The organism is Streptomyces sp. NBC_00620, from assembly GCF_026341825.1.
Taxonomy (GTDB): Bacteria; Actinomycetota; Actinomycetes; order Streptomycetales; family Streptomycetaceae; genus Streptomyces.
On sequence record NZ_JAPENY010000003.1, the window covers coordinates 395,008 to 419,794 of the forward strand.

A 24,787-nucleotide genomic window follows, 5' to 3' on the forward strand; every position below is an offset into this window, starting at 1 on the left:
CGTGAGGTCGGCGATGAGGAGGGCCAGCAGCGCCGCGCCGATCAGCCACCCGTCAGCCGTGCCAGTCGGCCCCCCATCAGCCGCGTCGGTCAGCGACCCACACTCCGTGGTGGCCGACCGGCCACACCCCGTGCCGCCAGGCACCCACACCCCGTGGTGGCCAGCCGGACACACCCCGTGGCCGGCCGACCGTCCGCGCCCCGTGGCGCTCAGCCGACGACAACCATGGCGCTCAGCCACCCACGACTCTGGGCGCTCAGCCCGCGGGCACCTCCAGTCGGCTCACGCGGTGGTGCCCGTGTGCCTCGCCCGGATGGCGGCTCGTCATGACGAGCCGGAGCCGTGAGCCCCGTACCGCATCGAAGGTGATCACCGTCGCCGCGTCGGACGCGGTCGCCCAGTCCACCGCCGCTCCCTTGACCGGCACATATCGCTCACCGTCCCAGACCTCCACCTCGACCGACGCGGGCAGGGTGTGTGTCGCGTCGACGGTGAACGAGACCTCCACGCGGTCGACGGTGCGGGAACGGGCCCAGGTCACCGACACCCAGTCCTCGGGGCGGGCTCCGCTGAACGCGGGCAGCAGGGCCGTCGCCGACTTGTAGAAGGCGTTGGACCAGCCGGTGGCCGCGTCGCCGTCGAGCATCGCGGCGGGCAGCGTGTCGGGACGGCCCGAGTAACTGGCGTCCGCGAAGGGGTGGTTCGGGGCGCCCGGACCCGGGTCGGGCTCGAAGGCGGCGGCAGGGGTGGTCGCCCTGGAGTGCGCGGGGGTGGCGCGCAGGGAGACGGTCCCCGTGCGCAGCCCGTCCGAGCGTGCCGTCACCTTCACGGGCCCGGCCTTCGTGCCCGCTCGCACGATGGCAAGTGCCTTGCCGTGGAAGGCTGTTCGGGTGCTGGCCTGGTAGCGCTCGGCACTCTCCTCCCTTCCGTTGTCGAGTCCGGCCAGCGAGCCGCCGTCCACCACGAACGCGATCAGGTTCTCGGCGTCGGGCACGACCACGCCTCGGGAGTCGACCACCTCGGCCGTCACGAAGGCGAGTGAACGCCCGTCCGCCGTCAGTGACTTGCGGTCCGCGGTGAGGCGTATCGCGTGTGGTGCCCCGGCCGTGCGCAGGACGTCGGTGGCGACCGTACGGCCGTCGCTGCACGCCACCGCCTTCAGTTCGCCTGGCGCGTACGGCACCTTCCAGCTGAGGTGGATCTTGCCCGCGCTGCCGTTCGGGCTGGTGTAACTGCCGGGCCAGGGGCCGCCGGTGACCGTCTTGTCGTCGCCGGTGGCCTCCGTGGTCTCCAGGTAGGGGCGGCCGTCGGTGGTCTTCTTGGTGTCGAAGCTCCTTGTGCCGAGCGATGTTCCATTGAGGAAGAGCTCCACGGTGTCGACGTTCGCGTACGCCCAGACCTCGACCGTGTCGCCCTCCTCGTGGTTCCAGCTCATGGGGAGCAGATGGACCATCGGTTCGCCCGTCCACTGGCTCTTGAAGAGGTGGTACGTGTCTTTGGGGAACCCGGCGGTGTCGACGGCGCCGAAGAAGGACGCCTTCACGGGGAACACGTCGTACGGCGTGGGTTCCCCGAGGTAGTCGATGCCCGACCACAGGAACTCGCCCACGAACCACTTGCGGTCACGGTCCTTCTTCAGCCCGTACTCGCCGCTCATCGTCCAGGAGGCGAGGTTGTTGTCGTACGAGGAGGTCGCGCGCTTGCCCGGGGTGTGGTTCTCGCCGGTGTTGAGATGTTCGGGCTCCTGGTAGGTGCCGCGCGTGGATGTCTCGGACGAGGACTCCGACTCGAACAGGAACAGTTTCGGATAGCGGGCGTGCAGGGCGTCGACCGACTTGGCCGTGTTGTAGTTGAGGCCGAGTCCGTCGATCTTGGCGAGCATCAGGTCGGCCGGGGAGCCGACGGCGGGCAACGAGCGGTACTTGTCCGAGCCGATGACGATCGGGCGGCTGGTGTCGAGCCTCTTCACGCCGGCGATCAGCCGGTCGGCCATGGCGAGACCCGCCGTCGAGGTCGAGTCGGGGATCTCGTTGCCGATGGACCACATGATGACGGCGGGCGAGTTGCGGGCCGCGCCGACCATCTCGGCAATGTCCGTGTCGGCGTACTGGTCGAAGAACCGGCCGTAGTCGTAGGTGTTCTTGCCGCGCCGCCAGCAGTCGAAGGCCTCGACCATCATGACGATGCCGAGCCGCTCGCAGGCGGCGATGACCTGCGGCGAGGGCGGGTTGTGGGAGGTGCGCAGGGCGTTGACGCCCATGGTCTTCATGATGGCCAGCTGGCGTTCCACGGCGTCCGAGCCGACGGCGGCGCCGAGCGCGCCGAGGTCGTGATGGAGGTTGACGCCGCGGAGTTTGACGTAATCACCGTTCAGCGAGAGGCCGTTGTCGGGGTCGATGACGGCCTGGCGGATGCCGAAGGTCGTGCGGTAGGTGTCGACCGTTTCCCCGCCGACGCTCAGTTCTGTCACCAGGGCGTAGAGGTGCGGGGTGTCGAAGGACCACAACCGCGGGCGGGGCACGGTGAGTTCGTGGGGTTCCACCTGTGGGACCGCTCCCACCGTGACCGTGGAATCGGCTCGGCTCACGGTGCGCCCGTCGGGGCCGACGACTCTGGACCGGACGGTGACCCGGCTCTCGGTGCCGGACGCGTTGACGACGGTAGCCTGCGCGCGGACGACCGCCCGCACCTCGCTCAGCTCCTCGGTCGTGACGTAGGTGCCCCAGCGCTCGACGTGCACCGGCTCCGTGACGACCAGGCGGGCTTCGCGGTAGATGCCGCTGCCCGAGTACCAGCGGCTGCTGGGGAGTTGGTTCCTGACCCTGACCGCGATGACGTTGTCGGTGGTGCCGTCCGTGTGCAGCAGCTCGGTGAGGTCGAAGGCGAACCCCGTGTATCCGTAGGGGTGTCGGCCGACCTCCGTGCCGTTGCAGTACACGTACGAGTCCATGTAGACACCGTCGAACTCCACGGAGATCCGCTTGCCCGCGAGCGCCGGCGGCAGCGTGAAGGTGGTGCGGTACCAGCCGAGGCCGCCGGGGAGGAAGCCGGTTCCGCTGCTGGTGCCGTGTTCGGTGGTCGGGGTGAGTTCGATGCTCCAGTCGTGCGGCACGGCCACCTCACGCCACGCCGAGTCGTCGTAGCCGGGGTCCGCGGCCCCCTCGTACGCGCCGGTGGGGTCGGTGACACCGCCCGGGTCGACCAGCGCGAAGCGCCAGCCGTCGCGCAAGGCGACCGTGTGTCTGCCCGGGGTGTGCCCGGGGGACACGGCCCAGGCGTCGGCGGCGCCCACGAGCGCTCCGGCCGCCGGTAAGGCGGTTCCTGCGATCAATACCGATCTTCGAGTGACCGTCATGGCGGCTCTCCCTCATCAGGGCCCATAAGTCATCACAACTGATCGTGAATAAACAGATTCTGACGGGGTGACACGTGCAGCCGTCAAGGGTCCGGCACTCACTTCCGTCCCGCGCGTCACGATCGGCCCGAAACCGGCGTGGCCGGACAGGCGGTGCGATCGACAGAACGTGCCCCCGGGTGCGGAGACCTGTGCCCCGAGTGCTGTGGCCGTCCACGCACTACGCTGGTACAGGAGTGACGCGCTTGTTCACTGTGAGTGTGCGCAATGGAGTGGCGACTATGAGCCCGGTCCACCCCTTCGACGAGGCCGCCACAGCACGGGCGGTCATCGACGAGAACGGCACCCTGGTCCACTGGAACGAGGGGGCCCGCCGTCTGCTGGGCCATGCCCCGCAGGACGTCGAGGGCAGGCCCGCCGCCGCTCTGCTGGCCGCGGGCGCGACCTTTCCGGCCGAGTCGCGAGTCCGTCGTGGTGAGCGCTGGTACGGCACCCTCGATCTGCGGCACCGCGACGGCTCCACCGTGTCCGTGTGGGTGCTGGCCCATCACCGGCCGCCGCGGCAGGACGAGCCCGGCGACTGGCTCGTGGTCACCCCGCTGGAGGCCAGCCCGCGCCGTCCGCTGGACGACCCCCTGACGACCGCCGTGCTGGCGCAGGCCCCATGCCCCACCGCGGTATACGACGAACGCCTGCGGCTGTACGGGGTCAACCGCGCCATGGCCGACGTGGTCGGTCTGCCCGAGGACCGCATCCTGGGCCTCAGGCTCTCCGAGATCGGCGGCAAACCGGAGAGCGAGGAGCTGGAGGAGCACCTGCACCAGGTGTTCGACTCCGGTACGGGTCGCGATGTGGAGACGTTCCTGCGCACGGGTGGCGAGAGCCGCGCGCACGCCTGGCTGGCGCGGATCGCGCCGCTGATCGACCCCGAGGGCCGGGTGCGGGGCGTGTGCATGGCCGCACACGACTTCTCCGAGCAGCACAAGGCCCGCGAGCGCCTCCAGCTCGTCAATGAGGCGAGCGTCCGCATCGGCAGCACCCTCGACGTCACACGAACGGCCCAGGAACTCGCCGACGTCTGTGTGCCCGCGCTCGCCGACTTCGTCAGCGTCGATCTGCTGGATCCCCCGGAGCACGCGGGCGAGCACCGCCTCGAGCCCCCCACCGCTCCGATCACCCTGCGCCGCGCCGCCCAGCAGTCGGTGCACCCGGGCTCCCCCGAGGCGGTCCTGAAGCCCGGAGACGTCCAGGTCTACCCCGCCGTCTCACCGCACGCGGGTTCCCTGACCGCGGGGCGGACGATCGTGGCACCGGACGCCGCCGCCTCGTTGAAGCAGTGGCTGTCCGTGGACACGGCGCGCGCCGAGCGCGTCGAGCAGTTCGGCATCCACACCACGATGTCGGTACCGATCCGGGCACGCGGCCAGACCCTCGGGGTGGCCGTCCTCACCCGCTACCGGCGGCCCGACCCGTTCACCGCGGACGACGTGCTGCTCGTCGAGGAGGTCACCGCGAGGGCCGCGGTCTGCATCGACAACGCCCGCCGCTTCTCCCGCGAGCGCGAGACCGCGCTGGCCCTCCAGCGCAGTCTGCTCCCCCAGTCACTGGCCCGGACGGCCGCGGTGGACGCCGCCTCGCGCTACCTTCCCGCGGCACGGGCCGGGGTGGGCGGCGACTGGTTCGACGTGATCCCGCTGTCCGGGATGCGGGTCGCCATGGTCGTCGGCGACGTGGTCGGCCACGGCATCCAGGCCTCGGCGACCATGGGGCGGCTGCGCACCGCCGTCCGCACCCTCGCCGACATCGACCTGGCCCCGGACGAACTGCTCACCCATCTCGACGACCTCGTCGTACGGCTCTCCGCGGAGGCCGGAGCGGAGGGCACCACCGGCGAGGTCGGCGCCACCTGCCTGTACGCGGTGTACGACCCGGTCTCGCGGCGCTGCGCCCTGGCCCGGGCGGGCCACCCACCGCCCGTCATGCTCCCACCGGGCGGCCCGGCCCAGGAGATCGACCTCCCCGCCGGGCCGCCGCTCGGCCTGGGCAGACTGCCCTTCGAGTCCGTCGAACTCGCGCTCCCCGAGGGCACGGTGCTCGCGCTGTTCACCGACGGCCTGATCGAGAGCCGCGACCGGGACATCGGCGCCGGCCATCGGCTGCTGTGCGAAGCGCTGGAAGCCTCCTCGGACTCCCTGGAGGGGGCGTGCCACGCCATCCTCCGGTCGCTGCTCCCGGTGGGCGGCGCCCCGGACGACGTGGCCCTGCTGCTCGCCCGTACCCACGGGCTTCCCGCCTCTCAGGTGGCGACCTGGGACATTCCCGCCGACCCCGCCCTCGTCGCGGCGATCCGCAAGCAGGTGGTCGCTCAGCTGGACGACTGGAGCCTGAGCGAGGCGACGTTCACGACCGAGCTCGTGGTGAGCGAACTGGTCACCAACGCCATCCGGTACGGCGAACCACCCATCCGGCTGCGCCTCATCCACGACGCCACCACCCTGATCTGCGAGGTCTCCGACAGCAGCCACACCGCACCGCATCTGCGCCGGGCCAAGATCTTCGACGAGGGCGGGCGAGGACTGCTGCTCGTCGCCCAGTTGACGCAACGCTGGGGCAGCCGCCACACGGCCGACGGGAAGACCATCTGGGCGGAGCTGACGCTGGTCGAGGACTGACGAAGTCGGGGAATGTCCGCTGGCGGCCTCGTGCCTCGGAGGAAGTCCCCGGTCGTACGGTCGTCCACGGGCCTGATTTGATGAACGGGCACCACGACCGTGTCCCGGAGGACCGAACCCTGAACGCCCCGCTCGCCGAAACCCTCTCCGTCGCCCTGCTCGTCGTGGTGCTCGGCTGCGCCGTGATCCGGCCCTTCGGCTGGCCCGAGGCGGTCGTGGCGGTTCCCGCGGCCGCCCTGGTCATCGTCACCGGCGCGATCTCCTGGGACCACGTGGTCGCGGAGGCCTCGCATCTGGGACCGGTGATCGGCTTCCTGGCGGCAGTGCTGGTGCTGGCCCGGTTCTGCGACGACGAAGGGCTCTTCCGGGCCTGTGGAGCGTGGATGGCGCACTGGGCGGCGGACCGCCCCGGCCGTCTGCTGACCGCGGTCTTCGGGCTCGCCTCGGCGATCACCGCGGTGCTCAGCCTGGACGCCACCATCGTGCTGCTCACGCCCGTCGTGTTCGCCACCGCGGCACGGATGGGCGCCCGCCCCAAGCCCCACGTGTACGCCTGCACCCACCTCTCCAACACCGCCTCGCTGCTCCTGCCGGTCTCCAACCTCACCAATCTGCTGGCGTTCAGCGCCAGCGGTCTGAGCTTCACCCGCTTCGCCGCGCTGATGGTCCTCCCCTGGCTGGTCGCGATCGGCGCCGAGTACGTGGTCTTCCGGCGCTTCTTCGCCCGCGACCTGGGCGCGGCGGCCCTGCCGACGCCGGACGTCGACGAGCCGCCCGCCATGCCGCTCTTCGCGCTGGTCACCGTGGGCTGCACGCTTGCGGGGTTCGTCGTCGCCTCCGCGTTCGGCATCGATCCGGCGTGGTCGGCCGCGGCCGGGGCGCTCGTACTCGCCGCCCGCGCCCTCGTCCGCCGGCGGGCCACCCCGCTCACCGTGGTGCGCGCCGCCGCGCCGGCCTTCCTGGCGTTCGTGCTCGCGCTGGGCATCGTCGTACGGGCGGTGGTCGACAACGGTCTCGCCGACGCCCTCGGGCGGCTGCTCCCGGACGGCAGCGGCCTGCTCGCGCTGCTCGGCATCGCGGCGCTCGCGGCCGTGCTGGCCAACCTGATCAACAACCTGCCCGCGGTCCTCGTACTGATCCCGCTGGCAGCCGGATCCGGCTCCGGCGCGGTCCTTGCCGTCCTGCTCGGGGTCAACATCGGCCCCAATCTGACCTACGCGGGCTCCCTGGCGACCCTGCTGTGGCGGCGTATCGTGCACCAACACGAACACGGGGTCGACCTCAAGGAGTTCACCCGGCTGGGCCTGATCGCCGTGCCGGCCGCACTGATCCCGGCCGTACTGGCCCTGTGGCTCTCACTCCAAGTCATCGGAGGCTGAAACACATGCGGGTGATCGTCTGGCTCGTCGAGGGGACCTGGCCCGCGTGCGTGGACGCCGTACACCGTCACGCACCCCACGCGACGGATGTGGTCCTGCTGTACGTCGACGAGCCCGGCGTCCCCGGCCTTGCACACGGCGCCTTCGCCGGACTGCTCGGCCGCGCCCACTCCGAGCACGACCCCGGCGACCGTCTCGAGGACCTCGGCGCCTCCTCGGCGGAGCGGCTCCTCGACGCGGCGGCCGAGCGGCTGGCCCGCCCCTGCACACGGCTCGAGCGCACCGGGCGCGCCGAGCGGGAGGTGGTCGCCGCCGCCGAGGGTGCCGACCTGCTCGTGCTGGCCCGGGACGGCGACCGCTCCCGCCTCGGCCCGCACAGCCTGGGACCGGCGGGCCGTTTCGTCGTCGACCACGTCCCCTGCCCTGTGCTGCTGGTCTGGCCGGAAACGGCACCGGACGTCACGACCCTGCCTGGCGTCGCGCCCTAAGGCTTCCGGCAGACCTCGTCGCAAGGCAGGGCGACCCGGCGTAGGGCATCTTTGACACAGGCGAGAAGGGACGGCCGGATGACAGTCACGGGCATGAGCGCGCTGCACGACCGGTTCGAGAGCGACGGCTTCGCGGTGGTGCCCGGGTTGTTCACCGGCGCCGAAATCGAGGCGCTGTGCGCGGAATTCACGGCGCTGCACGCCGCAGGCCCGGTGCCGGGACACTTCGAACCCCGTGCCACCGAGGCCGACGGTCCGGCCGATCCGCTGCACGCCTATCCCCGGGTCCTGCACCCGCACCGCATCAACGCGCTCTCCCTGCGCCGCCTGCTCGACCCGCGCCTGCGGGACATCATGGAAACGCTGCTGGGCGAGGAAGTCCTCGCCGCGCAGAGCATGTTCTACTTCAAGCCGCCCGGTTCCCGCGGTCAGGCGCTGCACCAGGACAACTTCTATCTGCGGGTCGAGCCGGGCACCTGTGTGGCCGCCTGGATCGCCTGCGATGTGATCGACCGCGAGAACGGCGGCCTGGAGGTCGTACCGGGCACGCACCGCATGGACCTGTTCTGCCCGGAGGAGGCGGACGCGGAGCTTTCCTTCGTACGCGACTACGTGCCCCCGCCGCCCGGTCTTGCCTCCGTCCCCGTCGACATGGCGCCGGGCGACGTGCTGTTCTTCAACGGCAGCCTGGTGCACGGCTCCGGGCCCAACCGCAGCACCGACCGCTTCCGCCGTTCCTTCATCGGCCACTATGTCGGCCGCTCCACCGAGCGGATCGGCGGTTTCTACCGGACGCTGACGATGAGCGGGGCACCCGTCGCCCTGCCCGAGAGCGAGGGCGCGGGACCCTGCGGTACGGAGTTCGCGGCGCCGGCTCCGCACTGACGCGACCGGCGCCCCCGCTCGACAGCGGTCCACCTTGACGTGGGCGGTGCCTGCACGCTTGGATCTTTTCGTGCCGTGCTGAGACCCGGCACGCAGAGGTACGCCCAGCCGGTAGCGGACATGGTTCAAGTCCGGCCCAAGTCGCCAGGATCGCGGGAGCGTCCGAGGCGGGGCCGTACTCGCGATTGCTGGAGCGGACATGTCCGTCAAGCGTGTTGCCCGCGTCGGTGGTCTGGGGACGGTCGCTGTCCTGGCGGCCCTGTCGATGCTCGTGGGCTGCGGTTCCGACGAGGACGAAGGCGAGGGCGCGGATGCCGCGCCGCGACCGTCGGGGACGACTTCGACCCCGAGGCCGACAACTCCCACCCCGACCCCGACCGTCTCCTCGACCGGGTCGGCCACCTCGACAGCCATCGAACTCCCGCCGCTGCACGCGGGGTTCGACTACCAGATCGGCGGCGCCTATCCCCCGCCGTCCGGTGTGCGGATCGTCAGCCGCGACCGCTCCGAGTCCCCGGCGCCCGGCCTCTACAACATCTGCTACGTCAACGCTTTCCAGGTCCAGCCGGGCGAGGAGAAGCAGTGGCCCGCCGACCTGCTGCTGCGCGACGCGCAGGGCGAGCTCGTCGTCGACGGCGACTGGGACGAGGTGCTGCTCGACATCCGCACACCGGCCAAGCGCAAGCGCGTTGCCGCGCGGGTCGACCAGTGGATCGACGGCTGCGCCGACAAGGGCTTCGACGCGGTCGAGCCGGACAACTACGACAGCTACACCCGCTCCCAAGACCTGCTGACCGCCGACGACGCCACCGCGTTCATCACCCTGCTCTCGGCCCACGCGCATACGCGCGATCTCGCCATCGCACAGAAGAACACCGTGGAGTTGGCGGGACTCAGGGCCAGGACCGGGCTCGACTTCGCGGTGGCGGAAGAGTGTGGCGAGTACGACGAGTGCGGGGCGTACGCGAAAGCCTTCGACGACCGGGTGGTCGTGATCGAGTACACCGACAGCGGTCTGCGCAAGGCCCGTTCGGGGTTCGGTGACCGGCTGAGCATCGTGCGCCGGGATGTGATGGTGTCGACGCCCGGAGACGAGGAGTACGTCCGCAAGACCCGCTGACGCCTGGTACCGCCTCGCTCCGCTCCAACGGCACGCCATGCGCGACCCCGAATGTCATGTGACGGTGCATACTCGGCTTCCCGGTCGTGGTTCCTGCTGGATGACGACGACCAGCCGGCGGGCCGACTGACGCGCAAAGAAAGCCGCCCTCGATGAGTGGGCGCGTACGGAGCGGACGTACCAACAGGCATGCTGACATTCCCCATGGGCAGGCAGGAGGAACACCTGTCGGAGAACAGCGGGAGGCCGCCGAGACGTTTCCACGTGCCCCGGCGGTGGCTGTTCGTGCTCGCTGCGGTCGCACTGCTGGCCCAGATGGCGTTCGCGATGGTCACGACGGCCGTGCGGCAGACGCCGACCATCGACGAACCCGTGTACGTGGGCACGGCGGTGGTCTACGTCCAGCAGCACAACCTGCGTTACAACCCGGAACATCCGCCGCTGGGCAAACTGATCATCGGTAGCGGGCTGGTGTTCGCCCACCCGCACCTGGACGCCGACTTCAAGGGTGATCAGACGGCCCTGGGAAAGCGTCTGCTGTACGAGTCGGGCAACGACCCCTGGCGGCTGATGCTGTGGGCACGGTTGCCGGTGATCGTGCTGACGCTGCTGTTCGGTCTGGTCGTCCTGTCGTTCGCCCGTGAACTCGTGGGCCGTGCGGGCGGGTTGGTGGCACTCGCCCTGTACGCCCTCTCGCCCGACATCATCACGCACGGTTCGCTCGCCACCCTCGACGTGCCGGCCTGCGGATTTCTCCTGACGTCGGTGTGGCTGCTGTGGCGGGCGCGTCGGCGTCCACTGCTGTATCTCCCGCTCGCCGGGGCGGCGCTCGGCGCGGCGATCGCCACGAAGATGAGCGTGCTGGCCGCCGTTCCGTTGCTGCTGATCCTGGCTGTCGTGTCCGTCTGGCGGGTGCCTGGCCTCGGCACGGCCGCGAAGGTGCGTCGAGGCGTGGCTGCGGCGTCCGGTGTGGCGCTTGTGGCCCTGGCCGTGGTGTGGGCCACGTACCTCGTCGTCGATCCGCAGCTGCGCTGGACGGCTCCCGGGGACCTGCCGGTCATCCGTGGAACGCGCGGGCTCCTCGTCGACTGGCTGCCCTTCCCGCAGCCGTTCCGGGACGGCATGCGCATCCAGTTCAACTACGAGTACCAGGAGTGGGGCGGCTTCCTGTTCGGCCGTCACTATCACGGTGCGCTCTGGTACTACTTGCCGACCGCGCTGCTGGTGAAGACACCGCTCGGCATGCTGGCGCTCTGGTCGGCCGGTGCGGTGGCGATGCTCGCCGTTCGCCGGCTGCGGCCCGCGGCCCCGTACGTGCTGATCCCGCCGGCGCTGCTGCTGGCCGTGGCGATGGGCGGCTCCCGCGACCTCGGCGTCCGCTACGCCCTCTTCGTTCCGATGTTCCTCGCGGTGGCGGTGGCGGCGGTCGTCGCGGTCCGGCAGCGATGGGCGTACGTCGTCACGGCGGCCCTGGTGCTTTTCGTGGCCGTCAGCTCGCTGCGCACCTACCCGTACTACCTGCCTTACTCGAACGAGGCGTTCGGCGGACCGTCGAAGACCCATCTGCGGCTGCACGACTCGAACGTGGACTGGGGCCAGGATCTGGGCCGCCTGGCCGACCGTCTGGACGAGCGTTACCCGCACGAGCGGGTCTGGCTCGTCTACAAGGGCGCGGGGGTGCCCTCGTACTACGGCATCGAGGCGGCCGACCCGCGCGAGGTGCCGCCGGACGACGTGCACGGTCTGCTCGTCGTGTCGGACTCCTCGATCGCCACGGCCGAGGGACGGCTGGCCGCGCTGATCGAGGGCAGCACACCGGTCGACGAGGTCGGTCACTCCATCACGATCTTCCGCAGGCCGTAGGCCAGGGACCGAAGCCCCGAGAGGTTCGTGCCCTCAGGTGACGGTCCGGCGTGGGAGCCTCACGGCGGTCGGCCCGTCGCGCATCGTCAACAGCGCATGACCGGCACCGGGCCGGTCGCGGCCGTGCAGGAGGAACCGGTGCTCACACGCTCCATGCCTCGTAGGACGTCCAGGACACTCGGCGTGGTGGCGGTGCTGGCCGCCGCCTTCGGGTGGGCCGCCTGGGGGCCGCCGCCCGCGGAAGCCGTGCTCAGGTCCGAGGCTCCCTCGGCGACCGCCCCGGCACCTGTCCCGGCGCCCACTCCGGCAACGCTCTGCGCGCACGCGGGGACCCTCAAGGGCGAGGGCGGGCAGCGCGCGTCGGTCAGTCTGTGCGTGGGCACCGGCGGTCCGAACATGTCCGTGTCGGCTCCGGCCCATTGCGGGCGGCGCGGGTCCGTGCGGTACGCCTGCCTCACCTCGGGCACCTGGACCGTACGGCGGGACGGGCAGACCGTGGGGACGGGCCCGCTCCCCAGCGGCAAGGAGTACCCCGGCCCCGGCACCTACGAGGTCAGCGGCAGCGTGCACGTGACCTCGTCGCCCGCCGGTGTCGATCTGCGCGGAGAGGTCCACGCCACGCTGATCCTGACCGACCCGAAGGCACCGCCCACGCACCGCATCGAGGTCGACCGGAGCGTGGTGCGCCCGAACACCGTGACCACCCTGACGTACACGGTCGCGCGCGACAGCGACCGCGGGGACGGCAGCGCACGACTCGGAATCATCGGCGAGGAATCGTCCGGCGTGGAGCTGACCACGTCCGACGCCCGTTGCGTGAATCCGCTGACCGGCAGCTACCCGTCGACGACGAGAAGCGGCCACGCGCTGGACTGCGCGCTCACCGATCTCCAGCCGGGCCGGCCCTCCACCGTCGTCGTCCGCGTGTCGGTGAAGGACACCTGCTCCACCGTCGTCTCCAAAGCGGGTTACTGGATGCCGCAGGGCCAGGCCGTGTTCACCGGGGGCATGCTCGTCGGCCCCACCGTCACCTGCCAGGAGTGAGCAGGTCAAGGACCCGCTCCCAGCGGAACTCCGGCCGCCCGCCGTCCTGTTGAGGTTCTCCGGAGTACGGCTCCCCGAACCGGACCCCCATCCCGCCCAGCCGGTCGACACTCGCCCGGTAGGCGGGGTGGGCCGCCAATGCCTCGCTCACACAGGGCAGTACGGCGATCGGGACACCAAGTCCGTACGCTTCGCAGAGAGTTCCGAGTGCGAGGGTGTCGGAGATTCCGGCAGCCCACTTGTTGACGGTGTTGAAGGTGGCGGGTGCCACGGCCACCGCGTCGGGGGCCGGGAAGGGGCGCGGGTCGCCGGGAGACCGCCAGGCGGACCGGATCGGGCGGCCGGTCTGCTCTTCGAGGGCCGTCGCGTCGATGAAGCCGAGGCCCTGCGGGGTCGCGATGACGCCGACCTCCCAGTCCCGCTCCTGTGCCGCGGTGATCAGTAGGGGGACCTCCACCGCGATGCCCGCCGCGCAGACGACGACGTAGAGGAAGGGTTTTCCGGCGTGTTCGCTCACCCGGAAGACCCTAGTGAACCGGGAAGGTGTCCCCACGTTCGGCCTCGGGGCGCGGGCCTAGGATCCGGCGTTCCTTCTCCTCGATCCGTACGTCGTTGATGCTCGCCTCGCGCCGGGTCATCAGGCCGTGCTCGTCGAACTCCCACAGCTCATTGCCGTAGCTGCGCCACCACTGGCCTTCGGCGTCGCGGCACTCGTACTGGAACCGGACGGCGATGCGGTTGCCGTCGAAGGCCCAGAGGTCCTTGCGCAGGGCGTACTCCAGCTCGCCCGCCCACTTGGCCGTCAGGAGTTCGACGATCTCGGCGCGGCCTGTCACGAAGGTGTCGCGGTTGCGCCAGACGGAGTCCTCGGAGTAGGCGAGCGAGACCTTGTGCGGATCGCGGGTGTTCCAGGCGTCCTCGGCGGCCTGGACCTTCTGGGCGGCGGTCTCACGGGTGAACGGCGGGAGGGGCGGGCGGTCGGCCATGGAGTCTCCTCGGACAGCGGGAGAACCATCGTTCTCCTCGATGGCTGCTAACGTAGAGAACGATCGTTCTCCCGTCAAGGAATGGCCCGTACATGGACAGCACAGCCGCCCGCGGCCAGGCACCGGATCCCGCCCGTGAACAGGCGCTGAACCTCGCCCGCGAGCAGGCGCTGGACGCCGCGGAGGAGTTGTTCTACGGCCGCGGCATCCAGACCGTCGGCATGGATGACATCCGCGGCGCTTCGGGGGTCTCCCTCAAGCGCCTCTACCAACTGTTCCCCGCCAAGGAGCAGCTGGTGGAGGCGTACTTGGAGCGGCGTGACATCCGCTGGCGGCAGCGGCTGGCAGAGCACGTCGACCGGCAGCGGGAGCCCGAGCGGCGCGTCCTCGCGGTGTTCGACTGGCTGGGGGTGTGGTTCGTGGAGCCCGGCTTCCGCGGGTGCGCCTGGATCAACTCCTACGGTGAACTCGGTGCCACCTCGCCGCGCGTCACCGCCCAAGTCCACGCCCACAAACAGGCGTTCAAGAGCTACCTGGGCGGTCTGGTGACCGACGCGGGACTCCCCGCCGCACTCACCGACCAGCTGTACCTGCTCGCCGAGGGCGCCATGGTCACCGCGGGCATCACGGGGAGCACGGACCCGGCCGGGCAGGCGGGTGCGGCGGCGCGGCTGCTGGTGGAGGCGCAGCACCGGGAGAACTAGGGCCCGTGGTCAGGCGCCGGAAACCGTGATGGCGCCGACCGGGCAGGCCCGGGCCGCCTCTCGCAGCATCGGGTCGCCCGCGCCGGCCTCGCGGCCCGGCAGGAGCTCACTGAAACCGTCGTCGTCCTGCGTGAAGACGCTCGGGGCGGCGAGTGCGCACTGCCCGGCGCCGATGCAGGCGTCCTTGTCGATGGAGATGTCATTGCTCATGACCGCAGCTTCTTACCAGGTGGCGGGGTGTGCCAGCCGGGAGAGCCGGTGGGCGGGGCGGCCGGAAGGCGGGCCTGAGCGATGAGCGCCTGTGGGCGGTGGCCGCCTGGCGTGAGGCGCCGTACTACTCGGACGCGGAGCGGGCGGCGCCGGCGCTCGCCGAGGAGATGACCCGGCTCGGCGACCGTTCGGGCGATGCGGTGTCCGACGAGCTGTGGGACGAGGTCGCCGACCACTACGACGCGCAGCAGCTCGCCGCGCTCATCCTGTGGATCGCGACGACGAACCTCTTCAACCGGCCCAACGCGACGATCAAGGAGCCGGCGGGTGCCACCTGGGGATGACCGGCCCGGCGTCGGCCCCGGGCGGCGATTACCCGCCATGCAGCGGTGGGGATGACTTGCGCCGGTGCGGTTGTTGAACTGTGCTGAGACAGAACCCGCACGACGCGACGATGGGACGGAAGTCATGCCTCTTGAGGGCGAGTACGAACCCAGCCCGACGAAATGGGTACGCGACCAGGTGGAGCTGTACGAGAGTTCCGGTGGCACCAAGGGGACGACACTGATGGAAACGGGGCTGCCCGTCATCATTCTCACCACCCTCGGCGCCAAGAGCGGCAAGATCCGCAAGACCCCGCTGATGCGCGTCGAGCACGAGGGACGCTACGCGGCGGTCGCCTCGCTGGGCGGTGCTCCCAAGCACCCGGTCTGGTACCACAACGTCAAGTCCGATCCCCGCCTGGAGCTGCAGGACGGCGCCGAGCGCCGGGAGTTCACGGCCCGTGAGGTCACCGGCGAGGAGAAGGCCCTGTGGTGGGAGCGCGCGGTCGCGGCGTATCCCCCGTACGCCGACTACCAGAAGAAGACCGAGCGGGAGATCCCGGTCTTCGTGCTGGAGCCGACCGACTGACCGTAGGGGTCGGGCGATAATTCGCGGGATTCAGTACGCATGACCCCGCGTCCACCGGGCACCCGACGCTCAGGCCCCGCCGCGTCCCCCCGTCGCGGCGGGGTTTTCCCTGCCAGGGCCCCCGCGCTCCGGCGCCGCGGGGGGGGGCGCCCCTGACCCTTGCTGTCAGTCCTGCTTCGGCGCGGTCGCCGCCGCGTAGCGCAACGTGAAGGAGTGGCCGGCCGGGTCCGAGTAACCCCGTTCCTCGAAAGGCCCGGACGGGTCCTTCGTTTCGAGGGCGCGTCCGCCGAGGCCGATGATCCTGCGCTCCGCCTCGTCGAGGTCCTCCACGTGGAAGTCCAGGTGCACCTGGAAGGAGTTCTCGGGGCGCGGCCAGCTCGGCGGCGTCGCCGACACGTCCCGGCGGAACGCCATCCGGATGCCGTCGGTGCCCCTGATCTCCACACGGTTCGCGTTCGTGTCGGTCTCCTCGGCTTCCAGCAGCTCCTTGTAGAAGGCGGCGAGCTTCTCGGGCTCGGCGCAGTCCAGCACCACAACGCCTGCCGTGACCAGTGTCATGCTTCCTCCGTACGGATTACCGGGCGCCGACGGCTCCTCGGCCACCTGCTGCCACGCCTCCCCGGGTACCCCGTCCCGCGAATTCAGTCGGCCACGAGCCATTCGCCGTCCCGCATGAGATCGCGTCCGGCGATCTCGTTGGCCTCGCGCCAGGCCTGTACGCGCTGCGGCGTGACGCTGAAGTAGAGGTAGGCGGTGGTGAGTTGGCGAGGGTCGAACCCGGTCTTGAAGGCGAAGGCGTCGCCGACCCCGTCCGGCAGCTCGACGGGTTCCAGCGTCCGCACCGTGCCCTCGATCATGACCACGTCGCGGGTCGGGCCGATGCCCAGACGCGCCTTGCCGGTCGCCCGCAGGTTGCGTCCCGTCGGACTGGCGGCGGGCGTGGCAAGCAGCAGGGTCTCGCCGTCCCAGAGGAAGGACAGGGGGACCAAGTACGGCGTTCCCCCGTCGCCGTCGGCCGTGGCCACCCAGGTGTCCTCGTCGTGCTCCAGCCGGTTGAGCGTGTCCTGCTTGCGTTGCTTCGGGGTGCGGGCGGGCGGGTTCGTCATCGAGCAGCCTCCTGGTGGACGTCGTACATGATTGACGGCTGAGCGGCCCTCATTGTGACGGGCGGGCGTTCCCCGCCGCGGTGATCTCTCCCAGTCGGGCCGCCGCCGCGGTCAGCAGCATGTCGAGCGCCACCGGGTAGGCGCTGCGCCGCATGTCGGCGACCAGATGGCGGGCCGTGGCGGCGATGTGCGGGTGTGTGTCGGCGGGCAGCCGTGCGTACGTCGCCCGCCACACGCCGGCCTCCGCCTCGCGCGCGGCCCGCGGGAGGGCCACGCTCGCCGCGTCGAGGGCCGCGAAGGCCAGGGCCTGGTCGACGAATGCGTGGTAGATCCGGACGGCCTCGGGGTCGGGGAAGCCCGCGCCGCGCAGGACGCCGATGATCGTCTCGACGGCCTGGATCTCGTGGATCCGGCCCGTGACGCGGTAGGAGCTCAGCACGGCGGCCTGGGGATGCGCCAGGGACCCCGAGTGCACCCGCATGCCGAGGTCGCGCAGGTCGGCGCGCCAGTCGCCGGTGGGGTGCCAGCTGCGCAGCGTACGGCCGATGAGCTCGTCGGCGATGGCGAGAAGCAGGTCGTCGGTGTCGTGGAAGTACCGGTACAGGGCGCTGGGGTCGGCGCCCAGGGCGAGGCCGAGCCGGCGGACCGTGAGGGCGTCGGCGCCATGCTCCTTGAGCAGCCGCAGCGCCGTCTCGACGATCAGCTCCTCGGAGAGCACGACACCCGTCTTGGTGGGGCGCCGGCGCCTCCGGGCGGCGGACGGGACGACTCGGTCGTTCATGGTCTCTCCCTGGGTGCTTGCGGGGCACCTTATGTCAACAGCGTTGACCTGTTAAGGCCCCGGGCAGTTTCATTTCCGGTCACCGGGCCGGTATCGGGCCCGCCTCCTGGTGCGATCGGAGCAGGTCATGACGGAGAAGCCGTACGGTGTGGACCCCCCGACCCTGCGCAAGTCCCTCGGCGTCGTGGACGGCGTCGCCATCGCCGCGTCCAGCACGGCGGCGACCACCAGCATCGGCATCGGTCTCGGGGTGACCGCCGGGGTCGTCGGGCTGCATCTGCCCGCCATCATGCTGCTGGCGTTCCTGCCGATCCTCGGGATCGCGGGCGCATACACCCGGCTGAACCGGGTCGAGCCGAACGCGGGCAACGGCTATGTGTGGGTGGGCCGTTCACTCAATCCCTGGCTCGGTTTCCTGGTCGGGTGGGTGAGCATCGTGGCCACGGTGGCGTTCCTCGCGTACACCACGGCCGTGACCGGCTCGGCGATGCTCCAACTGGCCGGGCAGGCAGGCGTGCACGAGGTGGCGGGGCTCGCGCTCGACCCGGGCTCCACGGCCCAGACCACCGCGGTGGGCATCGGGGTCCTCGTCGCGGTCACGTTCACCGCGGTCACCGGGATCAGGACCGCCGCGCGGCTGCAGAGCGGGCTGCTCGTCTTCGAGTACGTCGTCCTCCTCGGCTTCTGCGGATACGGCATCGTCACCGGCCCGCACCCCTTTAGCCTGAGCTGGTTCGACCCGTTCGCGATCCCCTCGGCGACGGCCCTCGCGCAGGGACTGCTGCTGTCGGTGTTCTGTTACTGGGGCTTCGAGGCGGCGTTCACGGTGAACGAGGAGGTCCGCGATCCCCGGGACGCGTCACGCGCCGGGATCATCACGCTGGTGACCATGCTGGGGCTGTTCATGCTCGGCTCGCTCGCCTTCCAACGCGTGCTGTCGGAAGAGGAGTTGGCGGGGCACGGCGCCGAGGGGCTGGCGTTCTTCGGCGAGCGGCTCGCCTCGCAGCCGCTGGCCGCGCTGCCGCTGGTGGCCCTGATGTTCTCAGCCGTCGCCTCGCTCCAGGCCGGGGTGATCCCCACGGCCCGCGGGATGTTCGCGATGAGCCGGGACCGTACGCTCGGGCCCGTGTGGTCCAAGGTGAGCTCCCGGTACGGGACTCCGGCGGCCGGGACGCTGCTGATCGGTGCGCTGGCGACGGGCGTGGCCGCGCTCGCGCTGGTGATACCCCGGCTCGCCGACATGATCATGGCGACGGTCAACGCGGTCGGGATCGTCGTCGCCCTCTCGTACGCGCTCACCGCTCTCGCGGCCGCCGTGCGCTTCCGCGGGCTGCTGCGCGAGGACTGGCGGCAAGGGATCCGGGCGGTGGTGCTGCCCTCTCTGAGTGCCGCGGCGCTGCTCGGGCTCGGCGGCTACCTCGCCCACTCCTTCTACACCTCCACCGACCACTTCGAAGTCAGCGCGGACAACGGCTGGTTCCTGCTGCTCACCCCGACACTGATGATCGCCTCCGGTTTCGTGGCCGCCGCGTGGGCGAAGTGGGTGCGCAAGTCCCCGTACTTCCGCACCGGCCGAGGCACCGACGCCGACGCACCCCAACTGCTGGCGACCACCTCACGCTGACCAGGACACACCGCACCCGCTCACCCAAGGAAACGGAACATGCACGCTGACCTCCTCTTCACCGGTGGCCCCGTCCTCACCCCCGACGGGCCGGCCACGACCTCCGTCGCCGTCACCGGCGACCGGATCACCGCCGTCGGACACGCCGAGGCGCACGAGCTGATCGGCCCGAGGACCGAAGTGGTCGACCTCGCCGGACGGTTGCTCCTGCCCGGGTTCCAGGACGCGCACATCCACCCGGTCCCGGCGGGTCTGGAGCTCTCCCAGTGCGACCTGACCGGGGCGAAGACGGCCGCGGACACCCTCGCCGCCGTCCGCGCGTACGCCGACGCGCATCCCGGCCGGGAGTGGATCACGGGCGGCGGCTGGTCCATGGAGGCCTTCGAGGGCGGTACGCCGACGAAGGAGCTGCTGGACACGGTCGTACCGGACCGGCCGGTGTATCTGCCCAACCGCGACCACCACGGCGCCTGGGTGAACAGCCGCGCGCTGGAACTCGCCGATGTCACCCGGGACACGCCCGATCCGGCCGACGGCCGGTTCGAGCGGGACGCGTCGGGCGAGCCCACCGGGATGCTTCAGGAAGGGGCCATGCAGTACGTCGGCCGGCTCACGCCCCCGGCCACCGCGGCGGACCGGCTGGCCGCCCTGCTGTACGCCCAGCGGCATCTGCACGCGCTCGGCATCACGGCCTGGCAGGACGCGCTGGTCGGCGACTTCCTCGGGATGGACGATCCGTCCGAGGCCTATCTGACGGCGGCCCGCGAGGGTTCGCTGACCGCGCGGGTCGTCGGCGCGCTGTGGTGGGACCGTGAGCGCGGGGCGGAGCAGATCCCCGAACTCGTCGAGAAACGAGCGGCGTTGAGCCACGGGCGGTTCCGCGCCACCAGCGTGAAACTCATGCTGGATGGGGTCGCCGAGACCGGCACGGCCGCGCTGCTCGACCCCTATCTCGACAAGTGCGGCTGCGCCACGGCCAATCGGGGCACCAGCTTCATCGACCGGGGACAACTTCCCGCGTACGTGAGCGAGTTGGACGCGCTCGGCTTCCAGTGCCATTTCCACGCGCTGGGCGACCGGGCCGTACGCGACGCCCTGGACGCCGTGGAGGCGGCGCGGAAGGCGAACGGGTCGAGCGACACGCGTCCGCACCTGGCCCATCTCCAGGTCGTGCACCCCGACGACGTACCCCGTTTCGCCCGACTCGGCGCCACGGCCAACATCCAGCCGCTGTGGGCCGCGCACGAGCCGCAGATGGACGAGCTGACCATCCCCTTCCTCGGGCCCGAACGAGCAGCCTGGCAGTACCCGTTCGGGGCGCTCCTGCGGTCCGGGGCGAGGCTCGCGGCGGGCAGCGACTGGCCGGTCAGCAGCCCCGACCCGCTCCAGGGCATCCATGTCGCCGTGAACCGCGTAGCCCCGGAGGAGCGGGGCCCGGTGTTCCTGCCCGCCGAGCGCATCGGTCTCACGGCCGCGCTGACGGCGTACACCGCGGGATCGGCGTACGCGAACCACCTCGACGATTCCGGGAGCGTACGGGTGGGAGCGCTGGCGGATCTGGCCGTCCTCGACCGCGATCCGTTCGCCGGGCCGCCGGAGGCGATCGCGGAGACGAAGGTCGCGCTGACCTACGTGGGAGGCGAGCGCGTGTACGCGGCACCCGACGCGTGACACCCGACTCCACCGACTCCACCTGTGAGGGGGCGAGTTGATCGCAACCACACCTGCATCACGCGTTACAGAGGTCACACCATAGATCGTTTAGGCTCTGGGCAGTCTCGAAGCGGACTTGAGTCGTCAACTTTCGGCTCATAGAAGGCAGTTCGAGTCAGCGGGCCGACAACTCCGATCGCCCGCACGCAGGGGCGGGGGCCTGTGAATGTCTCAAGAGAGGACGCGAATGTCGCAGGACGTCAGGTTTGACCTCCCGTTCAAGACCCCCGTCAGTGAGCATCTTGAATACGCCCGGGAGCGCCACCTGCGCTGGGTGTGGGACATGGGCCTGGTGCGCAGCCAGGCCGGTTTCGAGGAGTATCAGTCCTGGGACCTCCCCCAAGCGGCCGCGCGCACCTACCCCCACGCCTCGGCCGACGACATGGTCGTCCTGATGAACTGGTTCTCCCTGGCCTTCCTTTTCGACGACCAGTTCGACACCGGCAAACCCGACCGCGCGGACCGGATAGCCGAGGTCGCACGGGAGTTGATAACCACTCCGCTCCGTCCCGCCGGGACCCCGCCTCGGGTGGAGTGCCCGATCACCGTCGCCTGGGCGGAGGTCTGGGCCCACCTCTCGGACGGCATGTCACTGACCTGGCGCACGCGGTTCGCGGCCTCCTGGGGGAGGTTCCTGGTGGCGCACACCGAGGAGGTCGACCTGGCGGCCCGGGGCCTGGCGGGCACGCTCGGCATCGAGGAGTACGCCGAGTTCCGGCGCCGCACGGTGGGCATCCACCACAGCATCGACGCGGGTGAACGCAGTCGGGGCTTCGAGGTGCCGGCACAGGTGCAGGCGCATCCCCTCATGGTCCGGATGCGGGATCTGGCCGCCGACACCATCGGGTTCATGAACGACATCCACTCCTTCGAGCGGGAGAAACGCCGAGGGGACGGCCACAACCTGATCGCCGTACTGCACCGGGAGCGCGGCTGCACCTGGGAGGAGGCCGCCGCGGAGGCGTACCGGATGACCACGGAGTGCCTCGACGAGTACCTCGAACTCGAGGGCCAGGTACCGCGCATGTGCGAGGAACTCGGTCTCACGGCCGAACAGCGGGTCCAGGTGCGGATGGGCGTGGAGGCGATCCAGCACTGGATCAACGGCAACTACGAATGGGCGCTGACCTCGGGGCGTTACGCCGCGGCCAAGGAAGGCCCGGCCGCCACGGCCGAGTTGGCGGGCAAGGGATCACTGGACGATCTGCTGGCGGTGTGACGCTGCGGTTCACGCCGTGAACGGCTGCTGCCCGGCCGGACGTACCGGCCGGGCAGCAGCGGTCACGAACGGTCAGACCCCGGCGGTCTGCGCCGTGAACTCGACCGGGAGCGAGTCGAGACGCGCTTCCCACGTAGAGGCGGTCGAGGTGAGTTCGTCGGCCGCCACGGCCAGGCGCAGGCCCGGCAGCCGGTGGAGCAGGACGTCGACGGCCGTTTCGATGATGGCCTGGCCGATGTTCTGGCCCGGGCACTCGTGCGGGCCGCCGCTGAACGCGAGGTGCGACTGATTGCCGTACAGGGACACGCCCGCGTCGGGCCGGATCTCCGGGTCGAGGTTGCCCGCGGTGAGCCCGAGCACCAGCAGGTCGCCCTCCTTGATGTGGAGTCCGCCGAGTTCGAGATCGGCGGTGGCGAAGCGCCCCGGAAGGACGGCCAGTGGCGGGGTGTTCCACATGACGTCCTCGACGACCGAGGAGACGTTGAGCTGGCCGCTGACCAGACCCGCGAGCCGGGAGGTGTCGGTGAGGATCAGTTGCAGCACCCGGGCCAGCAGGTTGCTGGTGGTGGTGTGCGCGGTGATCAGCACCAGGCGCAGATGGTTGAGGATCTCGTCGTCGTCGAGGTCGGCGTGGTGTTCGAGGAGCCCGCTGGTGAAGTCGGAGCCGGGCTCGACGCGCTTGCGCTCGGTGAGTTCCGCGAGGATGCGCATGATGCGGTCGTTGTGGACGAGGGCGTCCTCACCGCCCTTGATCACATGGGCACAGGACACGGCCAGACTGCGTCCCTCTCCCTCGGCGAGTCCGAAGACCCTGGTCAGGACGAGCATCGGCAGGTACTCGGCGTACGCGACCACCAGGTCGGCGCTCCCCGCGTCCGCGAACGCGTCGATCTGCTTGTTCGCGAAGTGCGTGACATGGCGGCGGATGCCGCGCCCGGCCATGGCCTGCAGATTGTCGGTGACCGCGCCGCGCAGTCTGCGGTGCGGTTCACCGTCCTGGGACACGCAGTCGGGGCGCCAGCCCACCATCTGCATCAGCGGGGACGCGTTGTCCACGCGTCCTTCCTTCCAGTCCCGCCAGATACGCGAATCCCGGCTGAACTGGCGGGGGTTGTCGAGCACCCGCCGGTTCTCCCGGTAGCCGAGGACCAGCCACGCCGGGACGTCGCCCTCGAGCAGTATCGGAGCGACCGCGCCGTGCTCCTTGCGCAGCCGCGCGTAGATTCCGTGCGGGTCCAGCGCCGCGTCCGGCCCGTACAGCCGGGTGAGGTCGTCCGCACCACCGGACGCGCCACCGTCCACTCCGCCGTGCGCGACGGGGCAGCCGCGGGGAGCGTCGGGACCGTTTAAGGGCTGGTCGTTCATCGGGACTCCAGTGCGACTGCCGAGCGTTCCTTGAGGTGACGTATCAGCGCGATGAGCACGTCACGGCTGGATGCCCGGTCACGGGCGTCGCAGGCGACGACCGGGATGTGCGGTGAGATGTCCAGCGCGTCGCGGATCTCCTCGACCGGGTGGTCCTTGGAATCGGGGAAGACGTTCAGGGCGATGACGAAGGGGACGTCCTGCCGCTCCATCTCCTCGATCGCCCGGAAGCTGGAGGCCAGCCGTCGGGTGTCGACCAGGACCACCGCCCCGAGGGCGCCCTTGAACAGACCGTTCCACAGGAACCAGAACCGCTCCTGGCCCGGCGTCCCGAACAGGTACAGCACCAGCTCGTCGTTGATGCCGATCTTGCCGAAGTCCAGGCTGACGGTGGTCTCCGTCTTGTCCGCGACCCCGATCAGGTTGTCGACGTCCGCGCTGGCCTGGGTCAGTGTCTCCTCGGTCGTCAGCGGCTTGATGTCGCTGACGGAGCGCACCATGGTGGTTTTTCCGGTGCCGAAGCCTCCGGCGATCATCACCTTCACCGAGCGGGTGCCGCCGTCCGACCCCCGGTCGGGATGGTCAAAGCCTTTGAAGTCCACTGAGTACCTCCTCAAGGAGCGCGAGGTCGGGCCCGCTGCCGGCGCCTGACGCCGGGATCGGATTACGGGCTTCGACGCCGCCTGCGTCCAGCAGATCGGTCAGGAGCACCGCGAGAATGTTGAAGGGCAGTCCGAGATGGGCGCCGAGTTCGGCGACCGACAGCGGCTCGCGGCAGCGCCGGACGATCTCCTCGTGCTCGTGCTGCATCCCCGGGGACGGGGCGGCGCGGGAGACGATCAGGGTCGCCACGTCAAGACTCGACGCCGAACCGCCCGGTCCGCTGCGACCACCGGTGAGGACGTAGTAGCGCTCGAGACCGGACGGGTCCGTGGGCCGGCGGGGAGCACTCATCCAGAGTGCTCCTCCAGGCGCGGAGTGGTGCCGAGGAGCTCACCCATCCTGCGGGCCAGATCCCTCATCTGATGGCCGAGAAGACCCTGGTCGAGGCCTTCCTTGGCGAGCACTCCGAGGTACGTCTCCACGCCGGCCCGCACCACGAACAGGTGGCCGCCGTCCACCTCGATCATCGCGAGCCGCAGCTGCCCGGCGTACTTGGGGAACTGCTCGGCCACCGGCTGGGCGAGCGCCTGGAGGCCCGCCACGACGGCCGCGAAGCGGTCCACGTCGTCGGGGTCCTCGGCGCCGTAGGAGGTGATGGCCTTGCCGTCGCTCGATGCCACGAGGGCGAAGCGGATCTCCTGGATGCTCTCCGTCAGGTCGCGGAGCGCCCAGCTCACGTCGGTTCCCTGTTGCGTCAT

24 protein-coding genes are annotated in these 24,787 nt (G+C 70.6%); 13 read left to right on the plus strand and 11 right to left on the minus strand.

All coding sequences use genetic code 11. The features are described from left to right. Window positions 1–256: 256 nt before the first annotated feature. Window positions 257–3,355 carry a glycoside hydrolase family 2 TIM barrel-domain containing protein gene (locus tag OG246_RS33080; protein ID WP_266471842.1) on the minus strand — a complete coding sequence of 1,033 codons (3,099 nt, stop codon included), beginning with the start codon at window positions 3,353–3,355 and terminating at the stop codon, window positions 257–259. 281 nt (window positions 3,356–3,636) lie between these two features. On the opposite strand from OG246_RS33080, the gene OG246_RS33085 reads away from it, so the two are divergent. From OG246_RS33085 to OG246_RS33115, 7 genes are all read left to right on the plus strand, one after another. Then, the gene (locus OG246_RS33085; RefSeq protein ID WP_266471845.1) at window positions 3,637–6,027 is read left to right on the plus strand and encodes a SpoIIE family protein phosphatase; all 2,391 of its coding nucleotides are present in this window, start codon (window positions 3,637–3,639) and stop codon (window positions 6,025–6,027) included. 80 nt (window positions 6,028–6,107) lie between these two features. After that, window positions 6,108–7,406 (plus strand): arsenic transporter, encoded by a 1,299-nt coding sequence (locus tag OG246_RS33090; RefSeq protein WP_266471848.1) that lies wholly within the window; start codon window positions 6,108–6,110, stop codon window positions 7,404–7,406. Between the two features lie 5 nt (window positions 7,407–7,411). Continuing rightward, window positions 7,412–7,894 carry a universal stress protein gene (locus tag OG246_RS33095; RefSeq protein ID WP_266471850.1) on the plus strand — a complete coding sequence of 161 codons (483 nt, stop codon included), beginning with the start codon at window positions 7,412–7,414 and terminating at the stop codon, window positions 7,892–7,894. Between the two features lie 78 nt (window positions 7,895–7,972). After that, window positions 7,973–8,779, plus strand: a complete 807-nt coding sequence (locus OG246_RS33100; RefSeq protein WP_266471852.1) for a phytanoyl-CoA dioxygenase family protein — start codon at window positions 7,973–7,975, stop codon at window positions 8,777–8,779. A gap of 199 nt (window positions 8,780–8,978) precedes the next feature. Further along, window positions 8,979–9,899, plus strand: coding sequence for an endo alpha-1,4 polygalactosaminidase (locus OG246_RS33105; RefSeq protein WP_266471854.1), 921 nt, complete (start codon window positions 8,979–8,981; stop codon window positions 9,897–9,899). Between the two features lie 315 nt (window positions 9,900–10,214). Continuing rightward, entirely contained in the window at window positions 10,215–11,762 is a 1,548-nt protein-coding gene (locus OG246_RS33110) for a glycosyltransferase family 39 protein (protein WP_266474913.1), read from the plus strand. A 96-nt stretch (window positions 11,763–11,858) separates the two neighbouring features. Further along, window positions 11,859–12,806, plus strand: coding sequence for a hypothetical protein (locus tag OG246_RS33115; RefSeq protein ID WP_266471858.1), 948 nt, complete (start codon window positions 11,859–11,861; stop codon window positions 12,804–12,806). Here OG246_RS33115 and OG246_RS33120 read toward each other — a convergent pair. Together OG246_RS33120 and OG246_RS33125 are read right to left on the minus strand one after the other, a co-directional pair. Then, entirely contained in the window at window positions 12,790–13,323 is a 534-nt protein-coding gene (locus tag OG246_RS33120) for a flavoprotein (RefSeq protein WP_266471861.1), read from the minus strand. The genes OG246_RS33115 and OG246_RS33120 overlap by 17 nt on opposite strands. Before the next feature lie 10 nt (window positions 13,324–13,333). Then, on the minus strand, window positions 13,334–13,792 hold the full coding sequence (locus tag OG246_RS33125; protein WP_266471864.1) for a nuclear transport factor 2 family protein: 459 nt from the start codon (window positions 13,790–13,792) through the stop codon (window positions 13,334–13,336). Between the two features lie 92 nt (window positions 13,793–13,884). Between OG246_RS33125 and OG246_RS33130 the strand changes: the two genes are divergently transcribed. Continuing rightward, a complete protein-coding gene (locus OG246_RS33130; protein ID WP_266471866.1) occupies window positions 13,885–14,496 on the plus strand; it encodes a TetR/AcrR family transcriptional regulator in 612 nt (203 codons plus the stop codon). 9 nt (window positions 14,497–14,505) lie between these two features. Here OG246_RS33130 and OG246_RS33135 read toward each other — a convergent pair whose 3' ends face one another. Next, window positions 14,506–14,706 (minus strand): ferredoxin, encoded by a 201-nt coding sequence (locus OG246_RS33135; protein WP_266471869.1) that lies wholly within the window; start codon window positions 14,704–14,706, stop codon window positions 14,506–14,508. 29 nt (window positions 14,707–14,735) lie between these two features. On the opposite strand from OG246_RS33135, the gene OG246_RS33140 reads away from it, so the two are divergent. Beyond that, window positions 14,736–15,050: a hypothetical protein gene (locus OG246_RS33140; RefSeq protein WP_323178356.1), complete on the plus strand. Its 315-nt coding sequence runs from the start codon at window positions 14,736–14,738 to the stop codon at window positions 15,048–15,050. A gap of 124 nt (window positions 15,051–15,174) precedes the next feature. Then, on the plus strand, window positions 15,175–15,618 hold the full coding sequence (locus OG246_RS33145; RefSeq protein WP_266471872.1) for a nitroreductase family deazaflavin-dependent oxidoreductase: 444 nt from the start codon (window positions 15,175–15,177) through the stop codon (window positions 15,616–15,618). A 165-nt stretch (window positions 15,619–15,783) separates the two neighbouring features. On the opposite strand, the gene OG246_RS33150 is transcribed toward OG246_RS33145, so the two are convergent. The 3 genes from OG246_RS33150 to OG246_RS33160 all read right to left on the minus strand — a co-directional run bounded on the left by OG246_RS33150 (window position 15,784) and on the right by OG246_RS33160 (window position 17,505). Then, window positions 15,784–16,176: a VOC family protein gene (locus OG246_RS33150; protein WP_266471875.1), complete on the minus strand. Its 393-nt coding sequence runs from the start codon at window positions 16,174–16,176 to the stop codon at window positions 15,784–15,786. An 83-nt stretch (window positions 16,177–16,259) separates the two neighbouring features. Continuing rightward, window positions 16,260–16,724: a pyridoxamine 5'-phosphate oxidase family protein gene (locus OG246_RS33155; RefSeq protein ID WP_266471878.1), complete on the minus strand. Its 465-nt coding sequence runs from the start codon at window positions 16,722–16,724 to the stop codon at window positions 16,260–16,262. Window positions 16,725–16,773: 49 nt separating this feature from the next. Then, window positions 16,774–17,505, minus strand: a complete 732-nt coding sequence (locus OG246_RS33160) for a TetR/AcrR family transcriptional regulator (protein ID WP_266471880.1) — start codon at window positions 17,503–17,505, stop codon at window positions 16,774–16,776. Between the two features lie 127 nt (window positions 17,506–17,632). Here OG246_RS33160 and OG246_RS33165 point away from each other — a divergent pair, with 127 nt between their 5' ends. The 3 genes from OG246_RS33165 to OG246_RS33175 all read left to right on the plus strand — a co-directional run bounded on the left by OG246_RS33165 (window position 17,633) and on the right by OG246_RS33175 (window position 22,061). Then, complete coding sequence (locus OG246_RS33165) at window positions 17,633–19,129, plus strand: APC family permease (protein ID WP_266471888.1); 1,497 nt, start codon at window positions 17,633–17,635, stop codon at window positions 19,127–19,129. Window positions 19,130–19,168: 39 nt separating this feature from the next. Continuing rightward, window positions 19,169–20,800, plus strand: a complete 1,632-nt coding sequence (locus tag OG246_RS33170) for an amidohydrolase (RefSeq protein ID WP_266471892.1) — start codon at window positions 19,169–19,171, stop codon at window positions 20,798–20,800. Between the two features lie 229 nt (window positions 20,801–21,029). Further along, a complete protein-coding gene (locus OG246_RS33175; RefSeq protein WP_266471895.1) occupies window positions 21,030–22,061 on the plus strand; it encodes a 7-epi-alpha-eudesmol synthase in 1,032 nt (343 codons plus the stop codon). A gap of 72 nt (window positions 22,062–22,133) precedes the next feature. On the opposite strand, the gene OG246_RS33180 is transcribed toward OG246_RS33175, so the two are convergent. From OG246_RS33180 to OG246_RS33195, 4 genes are read right to left on the minus strand one after another with little or no spacing between them, the layout of a single operon-like run. Further along, entirely contained in the window at window positions 22,134–23,426 is a 1,293-nt protein-coding gene (locus OG246_RS33180; protein ID WP_266471897.1) for a cytochrome P450, read from the minus strand. Continuing rightward, window positions 23,423–24,028 (minus strand): ATP/GTP-binding protein, encoded by a 606-nt coding sequence (locus tag OG246_RS33185; protein WP_266471900.1) that lies wholly within the window; start codon window positions 24,026–24,028, stop codon window positions 23,423–23,425. The genes OG246_RS33180 and OG246_RS33185 overlap by 4 nt, the downstream gene beginning before the upstream one ends. After that, the gene (locus tag OG246_RS33190; RefSeq protein ID WP_266471902.1) at window positions 24,009–24,380 is read right to left on the minus strand and encodes a DUF742 domain-containing protein; all 372 of its coding nucleotides are present in this window, start codon (window positions 24,378–24,380) and stop codon (window positions 24,009–24,011) included. The genes OG246_RS33185 and OG246_RS33190 overlap by 20 nt, the downstream gene beginning before the upstream one ends. After that, complete coding sequence (locus OG246_RS33195; protein WP_266471905.1) at window positions 24,377–24,787, minus strand: roadblock/LC7 domain-containing protein; 411 nt, start codon at window positions 24,785–24,787, stop codon at window positions 24,377–24,379. Before OG246_RS33195 ends, OG246_RS33190 begins: the two co-directional genes overlap by 4 nt.